The 17,196-nt window shown below is 52.7% G+C and carries 18 protein-coding genes; 8 read left to right on the forward strand and 10 right to left on the reverse strand.

What is annotated here, in order from left to right; all coding sequences use genetic code 11:
- Nucleotides 1-50 precede the first annotated feature (50 nt).
- The 3 genes from KO497_RS14660 to KO497_RS14670 form a co-directional block, all read right to left on the reverse strand.
- Nucleotides 51-1,541 carry a malonate--CoA ligase gene (locus tag KO497_RS14660; RefSeq protein ID WP_215944694.1) on the reverse strand — a complete coding sequence of 497 codons (1,491 nt, stop codon included), beginning with the start codon at nt 1,539-1,541 and terminating at the stop codon, nt 51-53.
- Nucleotides 1,538-2,836: a malonyl-CoA decarboxylase gene (locus KO497_RS14665; protein WP_215944695.1), complete on the reverse strand. Its 1,299-nt coding sequence runs from the start codon at nt 2,834-2,836 to the stop codon at nt 1,538-1,540. Before KO497_RS14665 ends, KO497_RS14660 begins: the two co-directional genes overlap by 4 nt.
- A gap of 85 nt (nt 2,837-2,921) precedes the next feature.
- Nucleotides 2,922-3,587 (reverse strand): GntR family transcriptional regulator, encoded by a 666-nt coding sequence (locus tag KO497_RS14670; protein ID WP_215944696.1) that lies wholly within the window; start codon nt 3,585-3,587, stop codon nt 2,922-2,924.
- Nucleotides 3,588-3,892: 305 nt separating this feature from the next.
- On the opposite strand from KO497_RS14670, the gene KO497_RS14675 reads away from it, so the two are divergent.
- From KO497_RS14675 to KO497_RS14705, 7 genes are all read left to right on the forward strand, one after another.
- Nucleotides 3,893-4,759, forward strand: coding sequence for a fumarylacetoacetate hydrolase family protein (locus tag KO497_RS14675; RefSeq protein WP_252729569.1), 867 nt, complete (start codon nt 3,893-3,895; stop codon nt 4,757-4,759).
- Nucleotides 4,760-5,385: 626 nt separating this feature from the next.
- Nucleotides 5,386-5,946, forward strand: coding sequence for a F0F1 ATP synthase subunit delta (locus tag KO497_RS14680; RefSeq protein ID WP_215944697.1), 561 nt, complete (start codon nt 5,386-5,388; stop codon nt 5,944-5,946).
- Nucleotides 5,946-7,481: a F0F1 ATP synthase subunit alpha gene (atpA, locus tag KO497_RS14685; protein WP_215944698.1), complete on the forward strand. Its 1,536-nt coding sequence runs from the start codon at nt 5,946-5,948 to the stop codon at nt 7,479-7,481. Before KO497_RS14680 ends, atpA begins: the two co-directional genes overlap by 1 nt.
- A 21-nt stretch (nt 7,482-7,502) precedes the next feature.
- The gene (locus KO497_RS14690) at nt 7,503-8,375 is read left to right on the forward strand and encodes a F0F1 ATP synthase subunit gamma (RefSeq protein WP_215944699.1); all 873 of its coding nucleotides are present in this window, start codon (nt 7,503-7,505) and stop codon (nt 8,373-8,375) included.
- Nucleotides 8,376-8,393: 18 nt separating this feature from the next.
- Nucleotides 8,394-9,818 carry a F0F1 ATP synthase subunit beta gene (gene atpD / locus KO497_RS14695; RefSeq protein ID WP_215944700.1) on the forward strand — a complete coding sequence of 475 codons (1,425 nt, stop codon included), beginning with the start codon at nt 8,394-8,396 and terminating at the stop codon, nt 9,816-9,818.
- Nucleotides 9,819-9,954: 136 nt separating this feature from the next.
- On the forward strand, nt 9,955-10,365 hold the full coding sequence (locus tag KO497_RS14700; protein ID WP_215944701.1) for a F0F1 ATP synthase subunit epsilon: 411 nt from the start codon (nt 9,955-9,957) through the stop codon (nt 10,363-10,365).
- A 230-nt stretch (nt 10,366-10,595) separates the two neighbouring features.
- Nucleotides 10,596-10,943 (forward strand): H-type lectin domain-containing protein, encoded by a 348-nt coding sequence (locus tag KO497_RS14705; protein WP_215944702.1) that lies wholly within the window; start codon nt 10,596-10,598, stop codon nt 10,941-10,943.
- Nucleotides 10,944-11,045: 102 nt separating this feature from the next.
- Here the strand turns inward: KO497_RS14705 and KO497_RS14710 are convergent, their stop codons facing one another.
- Entirely contained in the window at nt 11,046-12,062 is a 1,017-nt protein-coding gene (locus tag KO497_RS14710) for a ribose-phosphate pyrophosphokinase (protein ID WP_215944703.1), read from the reverse strand.
- Between the two features lie 109 nt (nt 12,063-12,171).
- Here KO497_RS14710 and KO497_RS14715 point away from each other — a divergent pair, with 109 nt between their 5' ends.
- Nucleotides 12,172-12,774, forward strand: a complete 603-nt coding sequence (locus KO497_RS14715; RefSeq protein WP_215944704.1) for a 2-hydroxychromene-2-carboxylate isomerase — start codon at nt 12,172-12,174, stop codon at nt 12,772-12,774.
- A gap of 10 nt (nt 12,775-12,784) precedes the next feature.
- On the opposite strand, the gene KO497_RS14720 is transcribed toward KO497_RS14715, so the two are convergent.
- From KO497_RS14720 to KO497_RS14745, 6 genes are all read right to left on the reverse strand, one after another.
- On the reverse strand, nt 12,785-13,822 hold the full coding sequence (locus KO497_RS14720; RefSeq protein ID WP_215944705.1) for a threonine aldolase family protein: 1,038 nt from the start codon (nt 13,820-13,822) through the stop codon (nt 12,785-12,787).
- Nucleotides 13,822-14,271, reverse strand: coding sequence for a YcgN family cysteine cluster protein (locus KO497_RS14725; protein WP_215944706.1), 450 nt, complete (start codon nt 14,269-14,271; stop codon nt 13,822-13,824). Before KO497_RS14725 ends, KO497_RS14720 begins: the two co-directional genes overlap by 1 nt.
- Nucleotides 14,268-15,194: a bifunctional riboflavin kinase/FAD synthetase gene (locus KO497_RS14730; protein ID WP_215944707.1), complete on the reverse strand. Its 927-nt coding sequence runs from the start codon at nt 15,192-15,194 to the stop codon at nt 14,268-14,270. Before KO497_RS14730 ends, KO497_RS14725 begins: the two co-directional genes overlap by 4 nt.
- 29 nt (nt 15,195-15,223) lie before the next feature.
- Nucleotides 15,224-15,667, reverse strand: a complete 444-nt coding sequence (locus KO497_RS14735) for a MaoC family dehydratase (RefSeq protein WP_215944708.1) — start codon at nt 15,665-15,667, stop codon at nt 15,224-15,226.
- A 133-nt stretch (nt 15,668-15,800) separates the two neighbouring features.
- A complete protein-coding gene (locus KO497_RS14740) occupies nt 15,801-16,676 on the reverse strand; it encodes a TIGR01459 family HAD-type hydrolase (protein ID WP_215944709.1) in 876 nt (291 codons plus the stop codon).
- An 84-nt stretch (nt 16,677-16,760) separates the two neighbouring features.
- Entirely contained in the window at nt 16,761-17,171 is a 411-nt protein-coding gene (locus tag KO497_RS14745) for a GNAT family N-acetyltransferase (protein WP_215944710.1), read from the reverse strand.
- Between the last annotated feature and the right edge of the window lie 25 nt (nt 17,172-17,196).

The raw sequence follows: 17,196 nt of genomic DNA on the forward strand, positions 1-17,196 counted from the left end.
AGTGCTTAAGTCTATATGCGGGGCGCTCGTCGTAAGTCCCCCGCCTTAGATTAACTGCTGAATTCGTCTCTCAAAACATTCTTTTGGACCTTGCCCATCGTGTTGCGCGGCAGGGCATCGCGTAAGATGTATTTGCGCGGGTGTTTGAAACGGGCCAGCAGAGGTTCGACATGTGCCGCAATGGTCTCAGGCGCAATGTCCGCGCCTTTTTCCAAGATCACGGCGGCCAAAACGCTTTCGCCGAAATCCGGATGTGGCACGCCAAAAACAGCGCTTTCAACCACGCCATCGATGTCGTTGATCACGTCTTCGATTTCTTTGGGATAGATGTTGTAACCACCAGAAATAATCAGGTCTTTTTGGCGGCCAACGATGCTCACGCGCCCATCAGCAGATTTAATGCCAAGATCGCCGGTCATGAAAAAACCTGTCGTCCGCAGCTCTTCGGCCGTTTTTTCAGGCATGTTCCAGTAGCCTTGAAACACGTTGTCCCCACGCACTTCGATCATGCCGATCTCGCCAGATGGAAGGGGCTCGCCTGTCTGTGCGTTGGTGATTTCCACCTCGGTTCCGGGCAATGGGTAGCCCACTGTGCCTGCGATGCGCGCGCCATCAAAAGGGTTTGATGTGATCATATTGGTTTCGGTCATGCCGTAGCGCTCAAGGATATGATGGCCTGTGCGGTCATGGAATGCGGTATGTGTTTCGGCCAAAAGCGGCGCAGATCCAGACACGAACAACCGCATCTTGGCGCAGAGGGCTTTGTCCATACGCGGATCGTCCAAAAGACGCGTGTAGAACGTGGGCACACCCATCAACATTGTGGATTTTGGCAATTCTTCGATAACGCTATCTTGGTTGAACGCGGCCATGAAACGCACCTGAGCCCCCGCCAAAAGACTTGTATTCATTGCCACAAAAAGCCCGTGCGTATGGAAAATAGGCAAGGCGTGGATCAGGCGGTCTTGATCCGTGATTTGCCAAAGATCCGTCAATGAGGCCGCGTTTGACAACAAGTTTTTATGCGACAACATCGCGCCTTTAGAGCGTCCAGTGGTGCCGGATGTATACAAGAGTGCGGCCAGATCGTCTGGTCCGCGCGGACAGGTTGCGCATTGATCGCTTGCCGCATTGGCCGCCAGTGACAGCGTGCCGGTGCCCGTCATATCCAGCGTCAAAACTTTGGCGTCAAACGCTTGCATCATCGCAGTGTCTTTGGCATCGCAGACAATCACGCGTGGACCAGAATCGCCGATAAAATAAGACAATTCTGACTGCGTGTAAGCTGTGTTCAGCGGCAGATAAACTGCACCGGTTTGGACCGCTGCCCCATAAAGCGCGATCGTATCAGCGGTCTTTGGCGCCTGCACCACGATACGGTCGCCTGCTTGGACTCCGGCATCTTTGAGGACATTGGCAAGTTGTGCCACGCGGCGCACAAATCCCGCATAAGTGATCGTCGACCCATCGTCGCAAATCAAAAAATTATTTGTATTGGTGGCGTGCGGCGCGATCAGGGCGTCATAAAGTGTATTGGTCAAGACGCTGGTTCCTTTGTCTTTGCTTCTAGCTTTGCGGTCGACAGGGTTTGCACAGTGCGCGACGCTTTAACGGTCGATCTCAGTGCAAAATTTTCATGATTTTTTTCGGTGTGATCAACATTATAGAGATAATTGACCATCGCACCACGCGACTGTTTATATCCATTTTCAGAGCTATCCGCCCCCGCATGAACATCGTGAATTTCGGCACCATTTCCCAAATGGAACCGCGCGACAGGGTCATAGGGCAGGCCATCTCCGCGCTTGGCCGTCAAAAGATACCTTGCTGCCATCGCGCGCACGGTTTCGGCGCTGGCGCTGTCATCCAATACCGATTTGGCAGAGGATGTCAGGTCATCGTCGCTTTCAGGTGCTGCAAGCCAACGTGTCATAAGGGGGATTGGTGAGAGCGTAACAAAGGTATCGATGTTGGGGCAGGACAAGGACAGTTCGGCCACGACTTGTTTGATCAACAGATTGCCAAAGCTGATACCAGTCAGTCCCTTTTGGCAGTTTGAGATGGAATAGAAAACGGCAACCTTCGCTTGATCTTCATCAAGGGGTGTACGGTTGTCGGATAGCAGCGCATCGATGGACCCTGGAATGTCAGCCGTCAGGGCGACCTCGACAAAAATAAGCGGTTCTTCGGGCATGGAAGGGTGGAAAAATGCAAAACAGCGGCGATCAGGTGGATAAAGTCTGCGGCGTAAATCATCCCAATCATCGATCTGGTGCACGGCTTCATAGGCGACGATTTTGTCCAAGATGCGCGCTGGCGTGTCCCAATTGATTTGCTTGAGCACCAAAAATCCGCGATTAAACCAACTGCGCAACAAATGTACAAAATCAATGTTCGTCCGCGCGAGTTCGGGGTGCGTTTTTAGAAGTTTGAGAAGATCGACGCGCATTTCAACCAGCAAATGCGTGGCGCCAAACGGCTGGTTCAAGCGGCGCAATAATTCTTGGCGTTTTGGTTCGGCGGCTTTGCACAGTTCAGTAAACCCGGCTGGGCTTTTGGTTTCGGCGTAATCAGTTGCGACTTTTGCAACATGTGCCGCGTCGACGTCCAGTTCCGAGTTGAGATACAGGAAAAACGCCAGTTTTTCGTCTTCGTTTAGATCGGCGTAGCGCGCAAGGATGGACGAGGCCAGCCTCAGTCCAGAGACTTCGCCCTCTGCAGACATAAGCGCGTCACAAAGCATGTAAATATCACGTTGATCATCTTTGCCGCGCACGGTGCTACTGCGGTCAAAGAGTTGGGACAATAGATCCCCGAGAAACCGATTTCGTTGCATTATAATCTCCAGCTATCCAAGACTCGCTGGAATAATTAATATCGATATTTTTTAAACGCGTCCAATTAAATCGTCAAAAAAAGAGTTACGCATCCATTTCGCGTGCTAAATACTCGCCCGTCAGGCGGTAATGCTTCAGCAGACAAGTGCAGGCCAAATCCGCATTGTATTGAACTGCCGCTTCTAAAATTTCTTCGTGCTCAGCTGCAATGTCACGGCTTTGATATTTGCTGCCGCCCGCTGCAAGATTACGGTAGCGGATGTTTAAATCATAAAGCTGCGCGCAATAGCGTTCCAGCATTGGCGAGCCACTATTGGCCAATAACGCCATGTGAAATGTCTTATGAGCCTCTTCAAAAACTTTGATGTCCTGTCCAACGGATTTACGCATACGATGGTGCGTCAGGATGAGTTGTTCTTCCCATTGAGGGGTGGCAGCGGCAATGGATTTGCGCAGTGCAAGATCTTCCAACGTGCAACGCAGCTCTAAAATTTCCTCAAAATTTGCTTTATTGGCGGGGGCCGCGCGAAACCCGCGTTGGTCTATCCGTTCAACAAGCATATCAGACGTCAGCAGGCTGAGTGCTTCACGCACAGGCGAGGCGCCCGTCTTCAGTAATCCGCGCAGTTGCTCGATCTTGAGCTTTTGACCTGCGGGTAATTCGCCCGTTAAAATCATATCGCGCAGAGTCATATAGGCGCCGTGTGTCGCGGAGCTTTCTTTGCCGCTCATGTCATCGTTCATATTCATTGCACGCCCTTATGCTGGTATTTAAGTCAGGTTAACTGCCTTGGTTGTAGCGTAGATAGGAAGGGCAGTGACCCTTCGTTTATCATCCACCGCCGCAACGTGAAAGCACACGCTCCGCTTTTATGCATCGAGCCAGCCTTTGCCCTTCGACGGGCAGTGTCTAGGCTCTCTTTATGAAACAATCCATTTAAGCTTTGCAAATTGGCTTGGCAAAGACGAATTGCTCTAGAATCTCAAAAATATCGATATTAATTGACATATGACAATATAGTAGGCAGAAATGGTGTGAACTTACAAGGATTGAGATGATGAAATATTTGGTTGGGCAAACACCTTCGGGCGCTGCAGTTTTTGCTGTACAGGGCGAAAACGCTGTTGATCTTACGGCTTTGAACCCTGCGATCGGGGCGGATTTGATGGCGTTGATCCAGTCTCCTGAATTGATCGAATCGGTGGCTGATCAAATCGCGGGCGCACCGCAAGTGGCGGTCTCCTCCATCACGCCGGCACTGCCTGTTGCCAAGCCCGGCACGATCATTTGTCTTGGTTTGAACTACACAGACCACATCAAAGAGGGCGGCTACGAGATCCCCGACTACCCCGCGCTTTTCATGCGCTCCAAGAATTCCATCATGGCTGCCGGCGCGCCGCTCGTGCGTCCGACCTGTTCAGACAAGCTTGATTACGAAGCCGAATTGATGATCATCGTCGGCAAAGGCGGGCGTCATATTTCTGAAGCCGACGCGCTGGATCACGTCTTTGGCTACACTGTGTTTAACGACGGGTCTGTGCGTGATTATCAGCGCAAAACACATCAATGGACGCCGGGGAAAAACTTTGACAACACCGGCGCGATTGGTCCTATTGTCGTGACCCCTGACGAAGTGCCAGCAGGGGCCAGCGGTCTGAAAATCGAAAGCCGTGTTGGCAGTGAGATTTTACAATCGTCCAACACAGGCAACATGATTTGGTCGGTCGCACAAACGATTGCGACGATTTCCGAATACACGACGCTTGAGGCCGGCGATCTGATTGCCATGGGCACGCCCCCCGGCGTGGGCCACGCCAAAAAGCCAAACCCGCGTTGGCTGAAGCCCGGTGAAATTGTGGACATCGAAATCGAAGGCATCGGCATTTGTTCAAACCCAATCGTAGACGAGGTGAACGCGTGATGAGTGTATTGAGCAGGGTGCAAAGGCAGCATTTTGTCGCGTGCATCTTCTAAGCCGGATGTGCCGTCAGTTGAAGGCCGGATGATCCTGTCAGGACAATGTTAGATCAAGCCTACTTGCAACAGGTTAAATCGTTCTCATGCCTGATGCGCCATCATGTTAAAATCGATCAACTTTTGTCGTTATTCATGCCGCGGGGCCCTGCGTGTAGCGCGGTGAGGCATTATGTCGAAGTCGAAACGATTTTGCATTGCTGCGCTGAGGCAAAAAAATGCTGCGTTGAACTTGGTTTTGCTCTGGACAGGACCGGTACTCTAAAATCGAGTCACCTCGTCATTTAAAGATCGGATTCGCCAATTTCTGCGGCAAAACGGCAGCGTTATTTAACTTTTTTTCATCCCTTTGGTGTGCCATTTCATCTAAGTGATTGAAATTGTGTAAATGCACCCGCGACATCTTGGCACGAAAGGTCAGTAACAAGGTTGCGAGGTGGCAAATGCTCAGCTATACCCAGCGCGATTTTTGCTGCCTGTGCATCCGCACGGGCTTCTCAAGATGCCCGACCTTTGATGTGCGCAAATCCGTGTATTGAGAGGGAAAGGCCCAACGACATCGGAAGGGTGGACGTGTCCGAACCAGCTTCGATTTCCCGCGGTATTGCCGCACGCTACGCCACGGCCTTGTTTGATCTGGCCAAGGAAAGCAAAGAGCTAAAAGCGCTTGAGGGCGATGTTGCGTCTCTCGCATCGGCTTTGGCCGATAGTGCTGACTTGAATGCGGTTATCGCATCACCTGTTGTCTCGCGTGAGGAACATGGTGCTGTTGTTGCAGCAATCTCGAAAAAAGCGAAATTTTCGCCCATCATGGCCAATACTTTGGCCTTGCTGGCGCAAAACCGTCGTCTTTTTGTGCTTCCACAACTCGTGGACGCACTGAACGCCATGCTTGCAGAAGAGCGCGGCGAACTGACTGCGGACGTTACATCTGCTAAGGCTTTGACCAAAACGCAGAGTGACAAATTGGCCAAGACTTTATCGGCTCAATTTGGCAAAGACGTCACCATCAATGCGACCGTGGATGATAGCATCATCGGCGGTCTTATCGTTAAAGTGGGCTCGAAGATGATTGATACGTCAATCGCCTCCAAACTCGCGTCCCTCCAGAATGTTATGAAAGAGGTCGGATAATGGGAATCCAAGCAGCTGAAATTTCTGCGATCCTCAAGGATCAGATCAAAGACTTTGGCAAAGATGCCGAAGTTGCTGAAGTTGGTCGTGTACTGAGCGTTGGTGATGGTATCGCCCGCGTTTACGGTCTCGACAATGTTCAGGCTGGTGAAATGGTTGAGTTCCCCGGCGGTATCCGCGGGATGGCACTGAACCTTGAAGCCGATAACGTCGGTATCGTTATCTTCGGGTCTGACAAAGACATTAAAGAAGGCGACACCGTTAAGCGTACGAACTCCATCGTGGACGTTCCTGCGGGTGACGAACTTCTGGGCCGCGTCGTAGACGGCCTTGGCAACCCAATCGATGGTAAGGGCGAAATCAAAACGTCCAAACGCCTCGTTGCAGACGTGAAAGCGCCGGGCATTATCCCACGCAAATCCGTTCACGAACCAATGGCGACAGGTCTTAAATCTGTTGACGCGATGATCCCAGTTGGCCGTGGCCAGCGCGAGCTCATCATTGGTGACCGTCAAACTGGTAAAACAGCTGTGGCGCTCGACACTATCCTCAACCAAAAATCCTACAACGATGCTGCAACGTCTGAAAACGACAAATTGTACTGTATCTACGTGGCGATTGGTCAAAAACGCTCCACTGTTGCTCAGCTTGTGAAAAAGCTCGAAGAGTCCGGTGCGTCTGAGTACACTATCGTTGTGGCAGCAACGGCGTCCGATCCTGCACCTATGCAGTTCCTCGCGCCATACGCTGCCACAGCTATGGCTGAGCACTTCCGCGACAATGGCCGCCACGCTTTGATCATCTATGATGATCTCTCCAAACAAGCTGTGTCCTACCGCCAGATGTCCTTGCTGCTTCGCCGTCCACCAGGACGTGAAGCTTACCCAGGTGACGTTTTCTACCTTCACTCCAGACTTCTTGAGCGGTCTTCAAAATTGAACGAAGATTACGGTTCAGGTTCCTTGACGGCTCTGCCGATCATCGAAACCCAAGGTGGCGACGTTTCTGCGTTTATTCCAACCAACGTGATTTCCATCACCGATGGTCAGATCTTCCTTGAAACAGAGCTCTTCTACCAAGGTATCCGCCCTGCGGTGAACACTGGTTTGTCTGTGTCTCGTGTTGGCTCTTCTGCGCAAACAAAAGCGATGTCTTCCGTTGCTGGTCCAGTGAAACTCTCTCTCGCTCAGTACCGCGAGATGGCTGCTTTTGCTCAGTTCGGCTCTGACCTTGATGCCTCCACTCAGCAATTGCTGGCCCGTGGTGCGCGTTTGACAGAATTGATGAAACAAGCTCAGTACTCTCCGCTGACCAACGCAGAAATCGTCTGCGTGATCTTCGCGGGTACAAACGGTTACCTCGACAAAATCGAAGTGTCCGATGTGAGCCGTTTCGAAAAAGGCCTTCTTGAGTTCTTGCGCGGCAAGCACAAAGACCTTTTGACTTGGATTTCTGATGAAGATCCAAAAATCAAAGGCGACGCCGCCGATAAGGTGAAGGCTGTTCTGGACGAATTCGCAGCAACCTTCGCTTAATCCCGGGAAAAGGACAGTTAAATGCCTAATCTCAAGGACCTAAAAAATCGGATCGCGAGTGTGAAATCCACACGCAAGATCACGAAAGCCATGCAAATGGTCGCGGCCGCAAAATTGCGCCGCGCCCAAGATGCGGCTGAAGCGTCACGGCCCTACACAGAACGGTTCAACGCCGTTCTGGGTGCCTTGTCCGCCTCAGTTGGTGGCTCTGATAGCGCGCCCCGGCTTCTTGCCGGGACGGGCAAAGACGATGTGCAATTGCTCGTCGTGATGACTGCAGAGCGCGGCCTGTGTGGCGGCTTCAACTCTTCGATCGTGAAACTCGCAAAAACACGCGTCGAAGAATTGCAAGCGGCTGGCAAGACAGTGAAAATTCTCACTGTTGGCAAAAAAGGTCGCGAACAGATGAACCGTGAATTTGGCGACCTCATGATCGATCACGTCGATCTGAGCGGCGTGAAACGTCTGGGCTATGCTGACGCTCAAGGCATTGCCAAGGATATCCTTGGTCGCTTTGACGCAGAAGAATTCGACGTTGCGACGATTTTCTACTCGAAATTCGTCAACGTAGTGTCCCAGATACCAACGGCTTTGCAGGTTGTCCCGGCAGCGTATGAAGCAAGCGAAGATGACGGAGGTGCTCTCTACGATTACGAGCCGTCCGAAGAAGCCATCCTCGCAGACCTTCTGCCGCGCGGCGTCGCCACGCAGATCTTTGCAGCTCTTTTGGAAAATGCTGCCTCCGAGCAGGGTGCACGTATGTCCGCTATGGACAACGCCACACGCAACGCAGGCGACATGATCGACAAACTGACCATCGAATTCAACCGTTCGCGTCAGGCTGTCATCACCAACGAGCTTATCGAAATCATCTCGGGCGCTGAAGCGCTCTAAGAACCGGAGTAACGAAACATGGCACAAGCAAAAGGCAAAATCACGCAGGTGATTGGCGCCGTTGTTGACGTTCAGTTCGTCGGCGACTTGCCGGCGATTTTGGACGCGCTCGAAACAGACAACAATGGCAACCGTTTGGTTCTCGAAGTTGCGCAACACCTTGGTGAAGGTACTGTACGTACCATCGCTATGGATGCGACTGAAGGCCTCGTACGTGGTCAAGCCGTCACAGCAACTGGCAACCAGATCTCTGTTCCAGTTGGTAAAGCGACTTTGGGCCGCATCATGAACGTCACAGGCGATCCTGTTGACGAAAAAGGTCCTGTAAACACAGCTGATCGCCGCCCAATTCACGGCGACGCCCCTGCGTTTGAAGAACAGTCCACAGCGACTGAAATCCTCGTGACAGGCATCAAGGTTATCGACCTTCTCGCGCCTTACACGAAGGGTGGTAAAATTGGTCTCTTCGGTGGTGCGGGTGTTGGTAAAACAGTTCTCATCATGGAACTCATCAACAACATCGCGAAAGTGCACTCTGGTGTGTCTGTGTTCGCGGGTGTGGGTGAGCGTACACGTGAAGGCAACGACCTTTACCACGAGATGATCGAATCCAACGTTATCGTTCCTGACAACCTCGAAGAGTCCAAAATTGCTCTCGTTTACGGTCAGATGAACGAGCCTCCCGGTGCGCGTATGCGTGTTGCTTTGACTGGTTTGACACTGGCCGAGCAATTCCGCGACGAATCCGGTTCAGACGTTCTGTTCTTCGTCGACAACATCTTCCGCTTTACACAAGCGGGTTCCGAGGTGTCTGCGCTTTTGGGTCGTATCCCATCCGCTGTGGGCTACCAGCCAACATTGGCGACCGACATGGGCGCGATGCAAGAACGCATCTCTTCCACGAAAAACGGTTCCATTACGTCGGTTCAAGCGGTTTACGTTCCTGCGGATGACCTTACTGACCCTGCGCCTGCGACATCTTTTGCTCACTTGGATGCGACGACCGTTCTCGATCGTTCTATCTCTGAGAAAGGTATCTACCCAGCGGTTGATCCACTCGGTTCCACATCTCGCTTGCTCGATCCTTTGATCATCGGCGACGAGCACTACAAAGTGGCGACTGACGTTCAGCAAATTTTGCAGCGTTACAAGTCTTTGCAAGACATCATCGCCATCCTTGGTATGGACGAGCTGTCAGAAGACGATAAAATGACTGTGACACGCGCCCGTAAAATCGAGCGTTTCTTGTCCCAGCCATTTGACGTTGCCAAAGTGTTCACTGGCGCTGACGGTAAACAGGTTCCTCTCGAAGACACTATCAAATCGTTTAAAGCTGTTGTGGCTGGTGAGTACGATCACCTTCCAGAAGGCGCTTTCTACATGGTTGGTGGCATCGACGAAGTGCTTGCTAAAGCTGAGAAAATGGCGGCTGACGCTGCTTAAGTCTGACACTCCAAGCGGTTCGGGGTCTATGCCCATCAGGGCGTGATCTCGGATCGTTTGTCACCAACCGTCTCGTAGATGCCTTCTATTGTGACGGATCGGTGGCGGGGGCAAAACGCTTTAAAGGAGGCCATTCATGGCTGATACTGTCCAATTCGACCTCGTCTCTCCTGAGCGCAAACTTGCGTCTATGGTTGCGTCAGAGGTGCAGATCCCAGGCGCCGACGGTGACTTGACTGCGATGGCTGGCCACGAGCCAACTATCTTGTCATTGCGCCCTGGTTTCCTGACCGTAAAGGGAACTGCAGGCGAAGAGCAGTTTGTTGTCACAGGCGGTTTTGCTGAACTGTCAGCAGACACCATTTCTGTTTTGGCTGAAATTGCTTTGCCACGTGCTGAAGTGACACCTGAGATTCTTGCCGATCTGGTGGCCACAGCCACTCAGGCGCATGAAGAGGCAGAGGTAGATGCGCATCACGAGACGCAAAAGCTTCTCGCGGATCTCGTCCACATTGCTGAACACTTGGGCTTCGACGCTCACCTGTAACGTCTGGCACTGTTTTGATTTTTTAAAAGCCCCTTGGTTCGCGCCATGGGGCTTTTTGCATATTATATCCCGATTATCGTCATTGTGGCAGCATCAAAATGCCGTAATGCGCACTTAGATCGTCTGAACGTGGACAAGCCTAAACGTGCAGCTTAGAGTGGCACAACTGACATTTGGCTGCCCCTTAGATTTAGTCTGACCGATTGAGAACGCTAGAGATATACTGACTTATGCAAAGAATTGACACGCACCAACTGGGCATTGAGCAAGATTCCCTTTTGTTGTTTTCCGATTTCCAAGACGGTGGGGTGATGTGGACAGGCACAGGTCCGCGTGAATTACGCCGCCTGATTGATTTTGATGAATCTTTCTCAGCGCCGCCTATGATCACCGTAGGTCTGTCGATGCTTGATATTGATCAAGCCACCAACCACCGTGTTGATATTTGCGCAGAGATGGTAACCGAAGAAGGGTTTGTGATTGTGTTTCGGACTTGGGGGGACACCCGTGTGGCGCGTGTGCGCGCCGACTGGATGGCCATTGGCCCAGTGCGCCATGCGGATGACTGGGACGTTTAACACCCTGACAGACAGGTAATGGTCCAAAGCCTGAGCCTAAATTGAAAAGTGGCGCGCAAGGTTTCCCTTCCGCGCCACTTTTGTATCCGACGTGCTGACCGCTTAGAAGTGGTAGTGGCCTTCGTACAAAGGCACCAAGGTCTCGTTGTCAAACAAAGACGACACCGATGTGCCATTCCATGTGTTGATGATGCCTTGGGCAAACAGCGGCGCTGTGGGCACAATGCGAATGTTCGGGCAATTTTTAACTGCATCAGAGGCTTGTATAGAATCGGTGATCACCAAAGATTTCATCACAGAGTTGGTCACACGCTCAACCGCAGGGCCTGACAGCACGCCGTGGGTGATATAGGCGTGTACCTCTGCGGCACCGTGATCCATCAGGTTCTCAGCCGCCTTACACAGCGTGCCAGCCGTATCGCAAAGGTCATCGACGATGATACATTTCTTGCCTGCCACGTCGCCGATCACAGTCATTTCTGCAATCTCGCCGGGCTTTTCGCGGCGTTTGTCGACAATGGACAAAGGGGCATCGATACGTTTGGCCAGTTCGCGGGCGCGGGCCACTCCGCCAACGTCAGGAGAGACCACCATGATGTCCTCCATGTTGTCCTTGAAGTGGTGTTTGATGTCCAAGGCAAACACAGGCGATGCGTAGAGATTGTCCACCGGAATGTCGAAGAACCCTTGGATCTGTGTCGCGTGCAGGTCCATGGTCAAAATGCGCTCGATTCCTGCTTCGACCATTAGATTGGCCACCAGCTTGGCGGAAATAGGTGTGCGGGCCTTTGTACGGCGGTCTTGGCGCGCGTAGCCAAAGTAGGGGATCACAGCCGTGATACGCCCTGCGCTTGAGCGGCGCAGCGTATCCGTGATGATCAGCAATTCCATCAAATTGTCATTGGCCGGGTTAGACGTGGGCTGGATGATAAACATATCCTCACCGCGCACGTTTTCGTAGACCTCGACGAATATTTCGCCATCATTGAAGCGTTCAACACGCGCGTCACACAGCTGCACATTCATACCGCGGTGCATCGACAAGCGACGGGCGACAGACTGTGCGAGCGGTCTGTTCGCGTTACCAGAAATAAGTTTAGGTTCAGAAGCGTTCGCCATTGCAGCATTCCCGATGAGTTATTGAGCAAATGTCATGGAATCGTGATGTTGACACCGCTTACCATCCCTCTACGGTCTTGAAAACAGCGCTGATCAGGAGAGACGCATAATGAAACAAATTGACTACTATTTTTCACTGCTTTCAGGCTTTGCCTACATGGCGGGGGATCGTTTGGAAAAGATTGCAGCCAAACATGACGTGACCATCAACTATAAACCCTATGACATCATGGCGCTGTTTGCGGCTTTGGGCGTGCCAAAACCGGCGGATCGTCCTGAAGGACGCAAAGTTTATCGCACCCAAGAGCTCACGCGTTTGTCCAAGAAAACCGGCCTGCCATTGAAACTGAACGCTCAGTTCTGGCCAACCAACGCAGCGCCTGCATCCTACGCGATTATTGCGGCGGTTGACGCGGGCGGCGGTGATGTTGCTGCTGTGATCGCGTCGTTGAACCATGCCATGTGGGCTGAGGATAAAGACATCGCCGATGACGCTGTGATCGCCGAGGCGCTCAAAGCGGGCGGGTTCGATCCTATGCTGTCGATGACAGGCATGCTGCAAGGGGCGGACACTTATGTGCGTAACACGGAAGAGGGCTTGGCTGCGGGCGTGTTCGGATCACCATTCTACATCGTCAAAGATACAGGTGAGCGCTTTTGGGGCCAAAACAGCCTTGAGGACCTAGAGCTTCACCTTGAGGGCAAAATCTAGACGCTTCAGTCTAATCTGCGAAAGCGGCCAGCAAAGCGTCCACATGCGCAGGCGTTGTGGACCAGCTGGCCACAAATCGCGCCATCTGCGGGGTGTCCGGATCACCGATCAGCGCGGTGTCTGCGCCCCAAATATGATAGACAGCACCTTTCGCCTTGGCCTGCGCATGTTTTGCGCGGGGCAGGGTGGCAAAGATTATATTGCCGTCGACGCTATAATTCAGCTGCCCGCCCAGATCAGTGATCCCTTTGGACAAGCGCGTGGCCATAGCATTGGCGTGTGAGGCCAATTCAAGCCAAAGATCATCCTCAAGCCAAGCCAAAATTTGCGCGGACACAAAGCGCGCTTTTGATATATTGTGCCCGCCGCGCATCCTTTGGCTTTCAAAGGACTGAACCAGTTGCGGGTCAAACACCACGGCGGCCTCTGCGGCCATCGCGCCGGTTTTCGTGGCGCCGAGCGAGAGCGTGCTCAATTCGCGGGTCATTTCCCAAGGTGTCGCGCCACTTGTGGCCATGGCATTGGCGAAACGCGCACCGTCGAAATGGACGGGCAGGGCAGATGCCGTGGCGATCTCTGCGATTTGGGCTGGTGTATAAAGTTCACCAAATTCGGTCAGATTGGCGAGCGACACAGCGGCGGGCGGCATGCTGTGTACATCTGTGTTGCCACGATCCTCAATCACTTTTGTGCGCAAAAGGTCAGCGTCAATACGGCTGTCATGTGACGGTAGCGCCTTGAGCTTAGCACCGCCTGCATAAAACGTCGCAGCGCCGCGTTCATCGACTTCGATATGCGCTGTTTCGTGGCAATAGATCACCCCCCAAGGCGGGGTCATAGCCGCCAAAAGTGCCGCATTGGCGCCCGTGCCAGAGGTCATCGGATAAACCCGCGCATCAGGGGCATCAAACATATCCCGTAAGCGTTCTTGCAGCGCGCCTGTGTAGTGATCATTGCCATAAGCAGGGGCAAAGCCGCTGTTGGCCTCGACCAAGGCTTCCATGATTTTGGGGTGAACCCCAGAAGTATTGTCAGAGGCGAAAAACATCAGACTGGCTCCTCGATGATGTGGTGTTCCCAGTCGTCATCTTCTACGTTTAATTCAGAGACTGTCATGCCTTGTACCGACACGCCTGCGTCATGGACGCTTTGCGGATCGCCGGTCAAAAGCGGGTGCCATTCGGGCAGGGCATGGCCTTTGTGCAGCAAGCGATAGGCGCAGGTCTCGGGCATCCAATAGATGTGCTTTTCCAGGGTGCTGGGCGTCAACATGATGCATTCCGGTACAAGGCTTTTGCGCGTCTCATATTGGCCGCACTGACAGCTTTGATCATCAAGCAAACGACAGGCCACGCGAGTCAAAAACACGTCGCCTGTATCCTCGTCTTCGATCTTGTTCAGGCAACATTTACCGCAGCCATCACAAAGCGCTTCCCATTCATCACTGTTCATTTTGGTCAGAGGCACTTCTTCCCAAAATCGAGGGCGCAGGGTCATGCGAGGGCCGCCAAAATGCGCCGCGCTTTATCGCAATCGGCATGCATTTGGGTGATCAGATCATCCAAATTGGAAAACTTTTCTTCACCGCGCAGGAATTCGACAAACCCGATTGACAGATGCTCGCCATAAAGATCGCCATCAAAATCAAAAATAAAGCTTTCCAGACAAGGCACATTCGCGCCAAAGGTCGGTTTGACGCCCAAGGACGCAGCGCCGTGATAGCTGCCTTGGTGCTTGCCTGTCAGCACATCGACAAGCACGGCATAGACGCCAAATTTTGGTGCGTGCAGCCCGTCGATGGACATATTTGCAGTGGGAAATCCAAGGTCGCGTCCACGTTTGTCACCGTGGTTCACTGCGCCCTCGATACGGTGCCAATGGCCCAGCATATCTTTGGCGTGGGTCATGCGCCCGTCTGCCAAGGCTTCGCGAATGGCGGATGAAGACGAAATGCCACTTTCGGTTTTCAACAAAGGCGCGACGGTGACGCCAAAGCCCATCTCTTTGCCAAACCGTACCAAATCGTCTGCGGTGCCAGCGCGGCCTTGGCCAAAGCAAAAATCCGCACCGACCACAACATGACTGAGGCCAAGCCCGTCTTTGAGAACTTTTCGCGCAAACTCTTCAGGGGGCATCGCCGCCAGTTCAGCCCCAAAAGGCAACTGAAACAGATGCTCGACGCCGTTTTTTTCCAAACGGTTTTGTTTCGATTCCGCATTCATCAGGCGAAACGATTTGCTGTGGGGGGCAAAATATTCTCGGGGATGTGGTTCGAACGTCAAAATGCCAAGCGGGCCATGCGCGCGCGCGATATCGATCACCGCACAATGGCCAAGGTGAACGCCATCAAAGTTTCCGATAGCGGCACTTGCCCCACGGGCGGTGTCAGGGATGTTTGTCCAATGTGTGTGCGTCTTCATGGGGCTCCTCGCGGGGCAACCCCCGCGCGTCAATCAAATTTGCGGCTGGGCGCAAGCACCATGGCGTCGCCCTTTAGAACCACGGTATCGCCCACCGAGCACTTACATTCAAGGGCGACACGTCGTTTCGCATGGATGATATCGCTGACTGTGACCTCTGCCAGCACCATATCACCGGGCCGCACAGGGGCGAGAAACTTAAGCGTTTGCCCCAAATAGACCGTCCCATGCCCCGGCAACTGTTCCCCGATCACCGCAGAAATGAGACCTGCGGTCAGCATGCCATGGGCGATACGGCCTTCAAAAATGGTGTCTTGGGCATAGTCTTCGTCCAGATGAACGGGATTGCGGTCGGTCGAAACCTCGGCAAACAGTTCGATATCACGGTCTGTGACGATTTTGCGCAAGGATCGGGTCATACCGATTTCGATATCTTCGATACAGATCGTCCCGCGGGGAAAATTGTCGAGCATATGAGGCGAGTCCTTGGTTATGTTGCGCTGCAGCATAACACAAGGCAGATCAGATATCAATTGATAGCGCAATTTAATTTCTTAAATTGACCTCTTGAGGGCATCAAGTTGCGCGATGAATTTTTAATCGAACTTAGCGCAGAAAGGAAATTGCCGCTGTTGGTGACAGGTTCTGGTCCGCCAACCACATTTTCAAACGCTCAAGGTCGGGATGTGCTGGATCGTTGCCAAACTCATGCGCCGCCAAGCCGCCGGTGATGAACAAAACGTCCAAGCCTTCACCAATGCCACCCATAACATCAGTGCCAATGCCATCACCGATACACAAGATTTTCGCGTCATCCACCTGCGCGATTTTCGACAAGTGTCGACGCGCAAGATCATAAATAGGTGGATGAGGTTTGCCAAAATACAGGCTTTCCCCGCCCATTTCCGTGTAAAGAGCGGCCAAAGCGCCAGCACACCATTCCCGTGTTTCGCCACGATCCACAACGATATCAGGATTGGCGCAGAGCAATTTGAGCCCCTTTTGCTTGGCGTATAAAAACTCAGGCCGGTTTACATCAACATCGGCCAGAGAATCGCGCGGGCCAGTGCAAACGATGCCTTCGGCCTCTTCTAAGGGCACAGTTTCAATCTCAAGCGCGTTGTCCAAAATGTCGCTGGGGGCAAAGAACACTGCGATCTCGTCAGGCGTGCCGATGTGGTACACTTTTTGCCCGACAGCGCCCATGTGCATCGCTGTTCGCGCAGAATCGCCTGAGGTGGCGATGGAGTCATAGGCATCTTCGGGCACGCCAAAGCTGAGCATCTGTGCCGCGACAGATCGCCAAGGGCGTGGAGAGTTGGTCACCAAAATCACGATACCGCCGCCCTTGCGGTAGTCTTGCAAGGCTTTCACAGCCTCGGGAAAGGCTTTGATCCCGTTGTGTACGCAGCCCCAAAGATCGACAAAAAGTGCGTCGTAATTGGTGGAAATCTCGGACAGGTTTTGGATCAAGCGGGTCATAGCGGCCTCATGCATTGCGGTTCATGGCTGTGGTATAGATTGGACATGTAAAAGGAAAGAGACGGGCGGCCGTACGCGCAGTCTTCAAAGGTATTTTACGAAAAACAGACGGTCTTGGCCAAAATGCGCCTCCGTCAGGCGTCCAAATTCCGTATAGCCGAGTGCTTTGTAAAATTCAGGCGCTTGGAACGCGAATGTGTCGAGCCAAATGCCGTGCTTGCCAGCTTTACGTGCACGCTCTTCGACCGCTCTTAGCAACTGTTGTCCGATACCGCGCCCTTGGGCTGCGACATCGACAGCAAGAAATTGCACAAAAATCATGTCTTTGCTGGCCTTGGCTGTTAGTCCGCCAAGGAAAACATCATCTTCAGTTGCATCAATTTGCCAATGCTCTGTTTCAAAGGGGACACCTTTGTGCAGGGCATCGGCGATCAAAAGGTCCAAAATGCGTGCTTCGCCTTCGGGAGTTTTTTCGACGTGTGACAGCTCTATCATGTAAAACCTCATGCATAATAACGAA

Source organism: Pacificibacter marinus, from assembly GCF_018860665.1.
Lineage (GTDB): Bacteria > Pseudomonadota > Alphaproteobacteria > Rhodobacterales > Rhodobacteraceae > Celeribacter > Celeribacter marinus_A.

Coding starts and splice junctions, on each gene's coding strand:
- KO497_RS14665 (WP_215944695.1), bottom strand. CDS start 2,836: ATGCAACGAAATCGGTTTCTCGGGGATCTATTGTCCCAACTCTTTGAC.
- KO497_RS14670 (WP_215944696.1), bottom strand. CDS start 3,587: ATGAATATGAACGATGACATGAGCGGCAAAGAAAGCTCCGCGACACAC.
- KO497_RS14675 (WP_252729569.1), top strand. CDS start 3,893: ATGATGAAATATTTGGTTGGGCAAACACCTTCGGGCGCTGCAGTTTTT.
- atpA (WP_215944698.1), top strand. CDS start 5,946: ATGGGAATCCAAGCAGCTGAAATTTCTGCGATCCTCAAGGATCAGATC.
- KO497_RS14690 (WP_215944699.1), top strand. CDS start 7,503: ATGCCTAATCTCAAGGACCTAAAAAATCGGATCGCGAGTGTGAAATCC.
- atpD (WP_215944700.1), top strand. CDS start 8,394: ATGGCACAAGCAAAAGGCAAAATCACGCAGGTGATTGGCGCCGTTGTT.
- KO497_RS14700 (WP_215944701.1), top strand. CDS start 9,955: ATGGCTGATACTGTCCAATTCGACCTCGTCTCTCCTGAGCGCAAACTT.
- KO497_RS14705 (WP_215944702.1), top strand. CDS start 10,596: ATGCAAAGAATTGACACGCACCAACTGGGCATTGAGCAAGATTCCCTT.
- KO497_RS14710 (WP_215944703.1), bottom strand. CDS start 12,062: ATGGCGAACGCTTCTGAACCTAAACTTATTTCTGGTAACGCGAACAGA.
- KO497_RS14715 (WP_215944704.1), top strand. CDS start 12,172: ATGAAACAAATTGACTACTATTTTTCACTGCTTTCAGGCTTTGCCTAC.
- KO497_RS14720 (WP_215944705.1), bottom strand. CDS start 13,822: ATGTTTTTCGCCTCTGACAATACTTCTGGGGTTCACCCCAAAATCATG.
- KO497_RS14725 (WP_215944706.1), bottom strand. CDS start 14,271: ATGACCCTGCGCCCTCGATTTTGGGAAGAAGTGCCTCTGACCAAAATG.
- KO497_RS14730 (WP_215944707.1), bottom strand. CDS start 15,194: ATGAAGACGCACACACATTGGACAAACATCCCTGACACCGCCCGTGGG.
- KO497_RS14735 (WP_215944708.1), bottom strand. CDS start 15,667: ATGCTCGACAATTTTCCCCGCGGGACGATCTGTATCGAAGATATCGAA.
- KO497_RS14740 (WP_215944709.1), bottom strand. CDS start 16,676: ATGACCCGCTTGATCCAAAACCTGTCCGAGATTTCCACCAATTACGAC.
- KO497_RS14745 (WP_215944710.1), bottom strand. CDS start 17,171: ATGATAGAGCTGTCACACGTCGAAAAAACTCCCGAAGGCGAAGCACGC.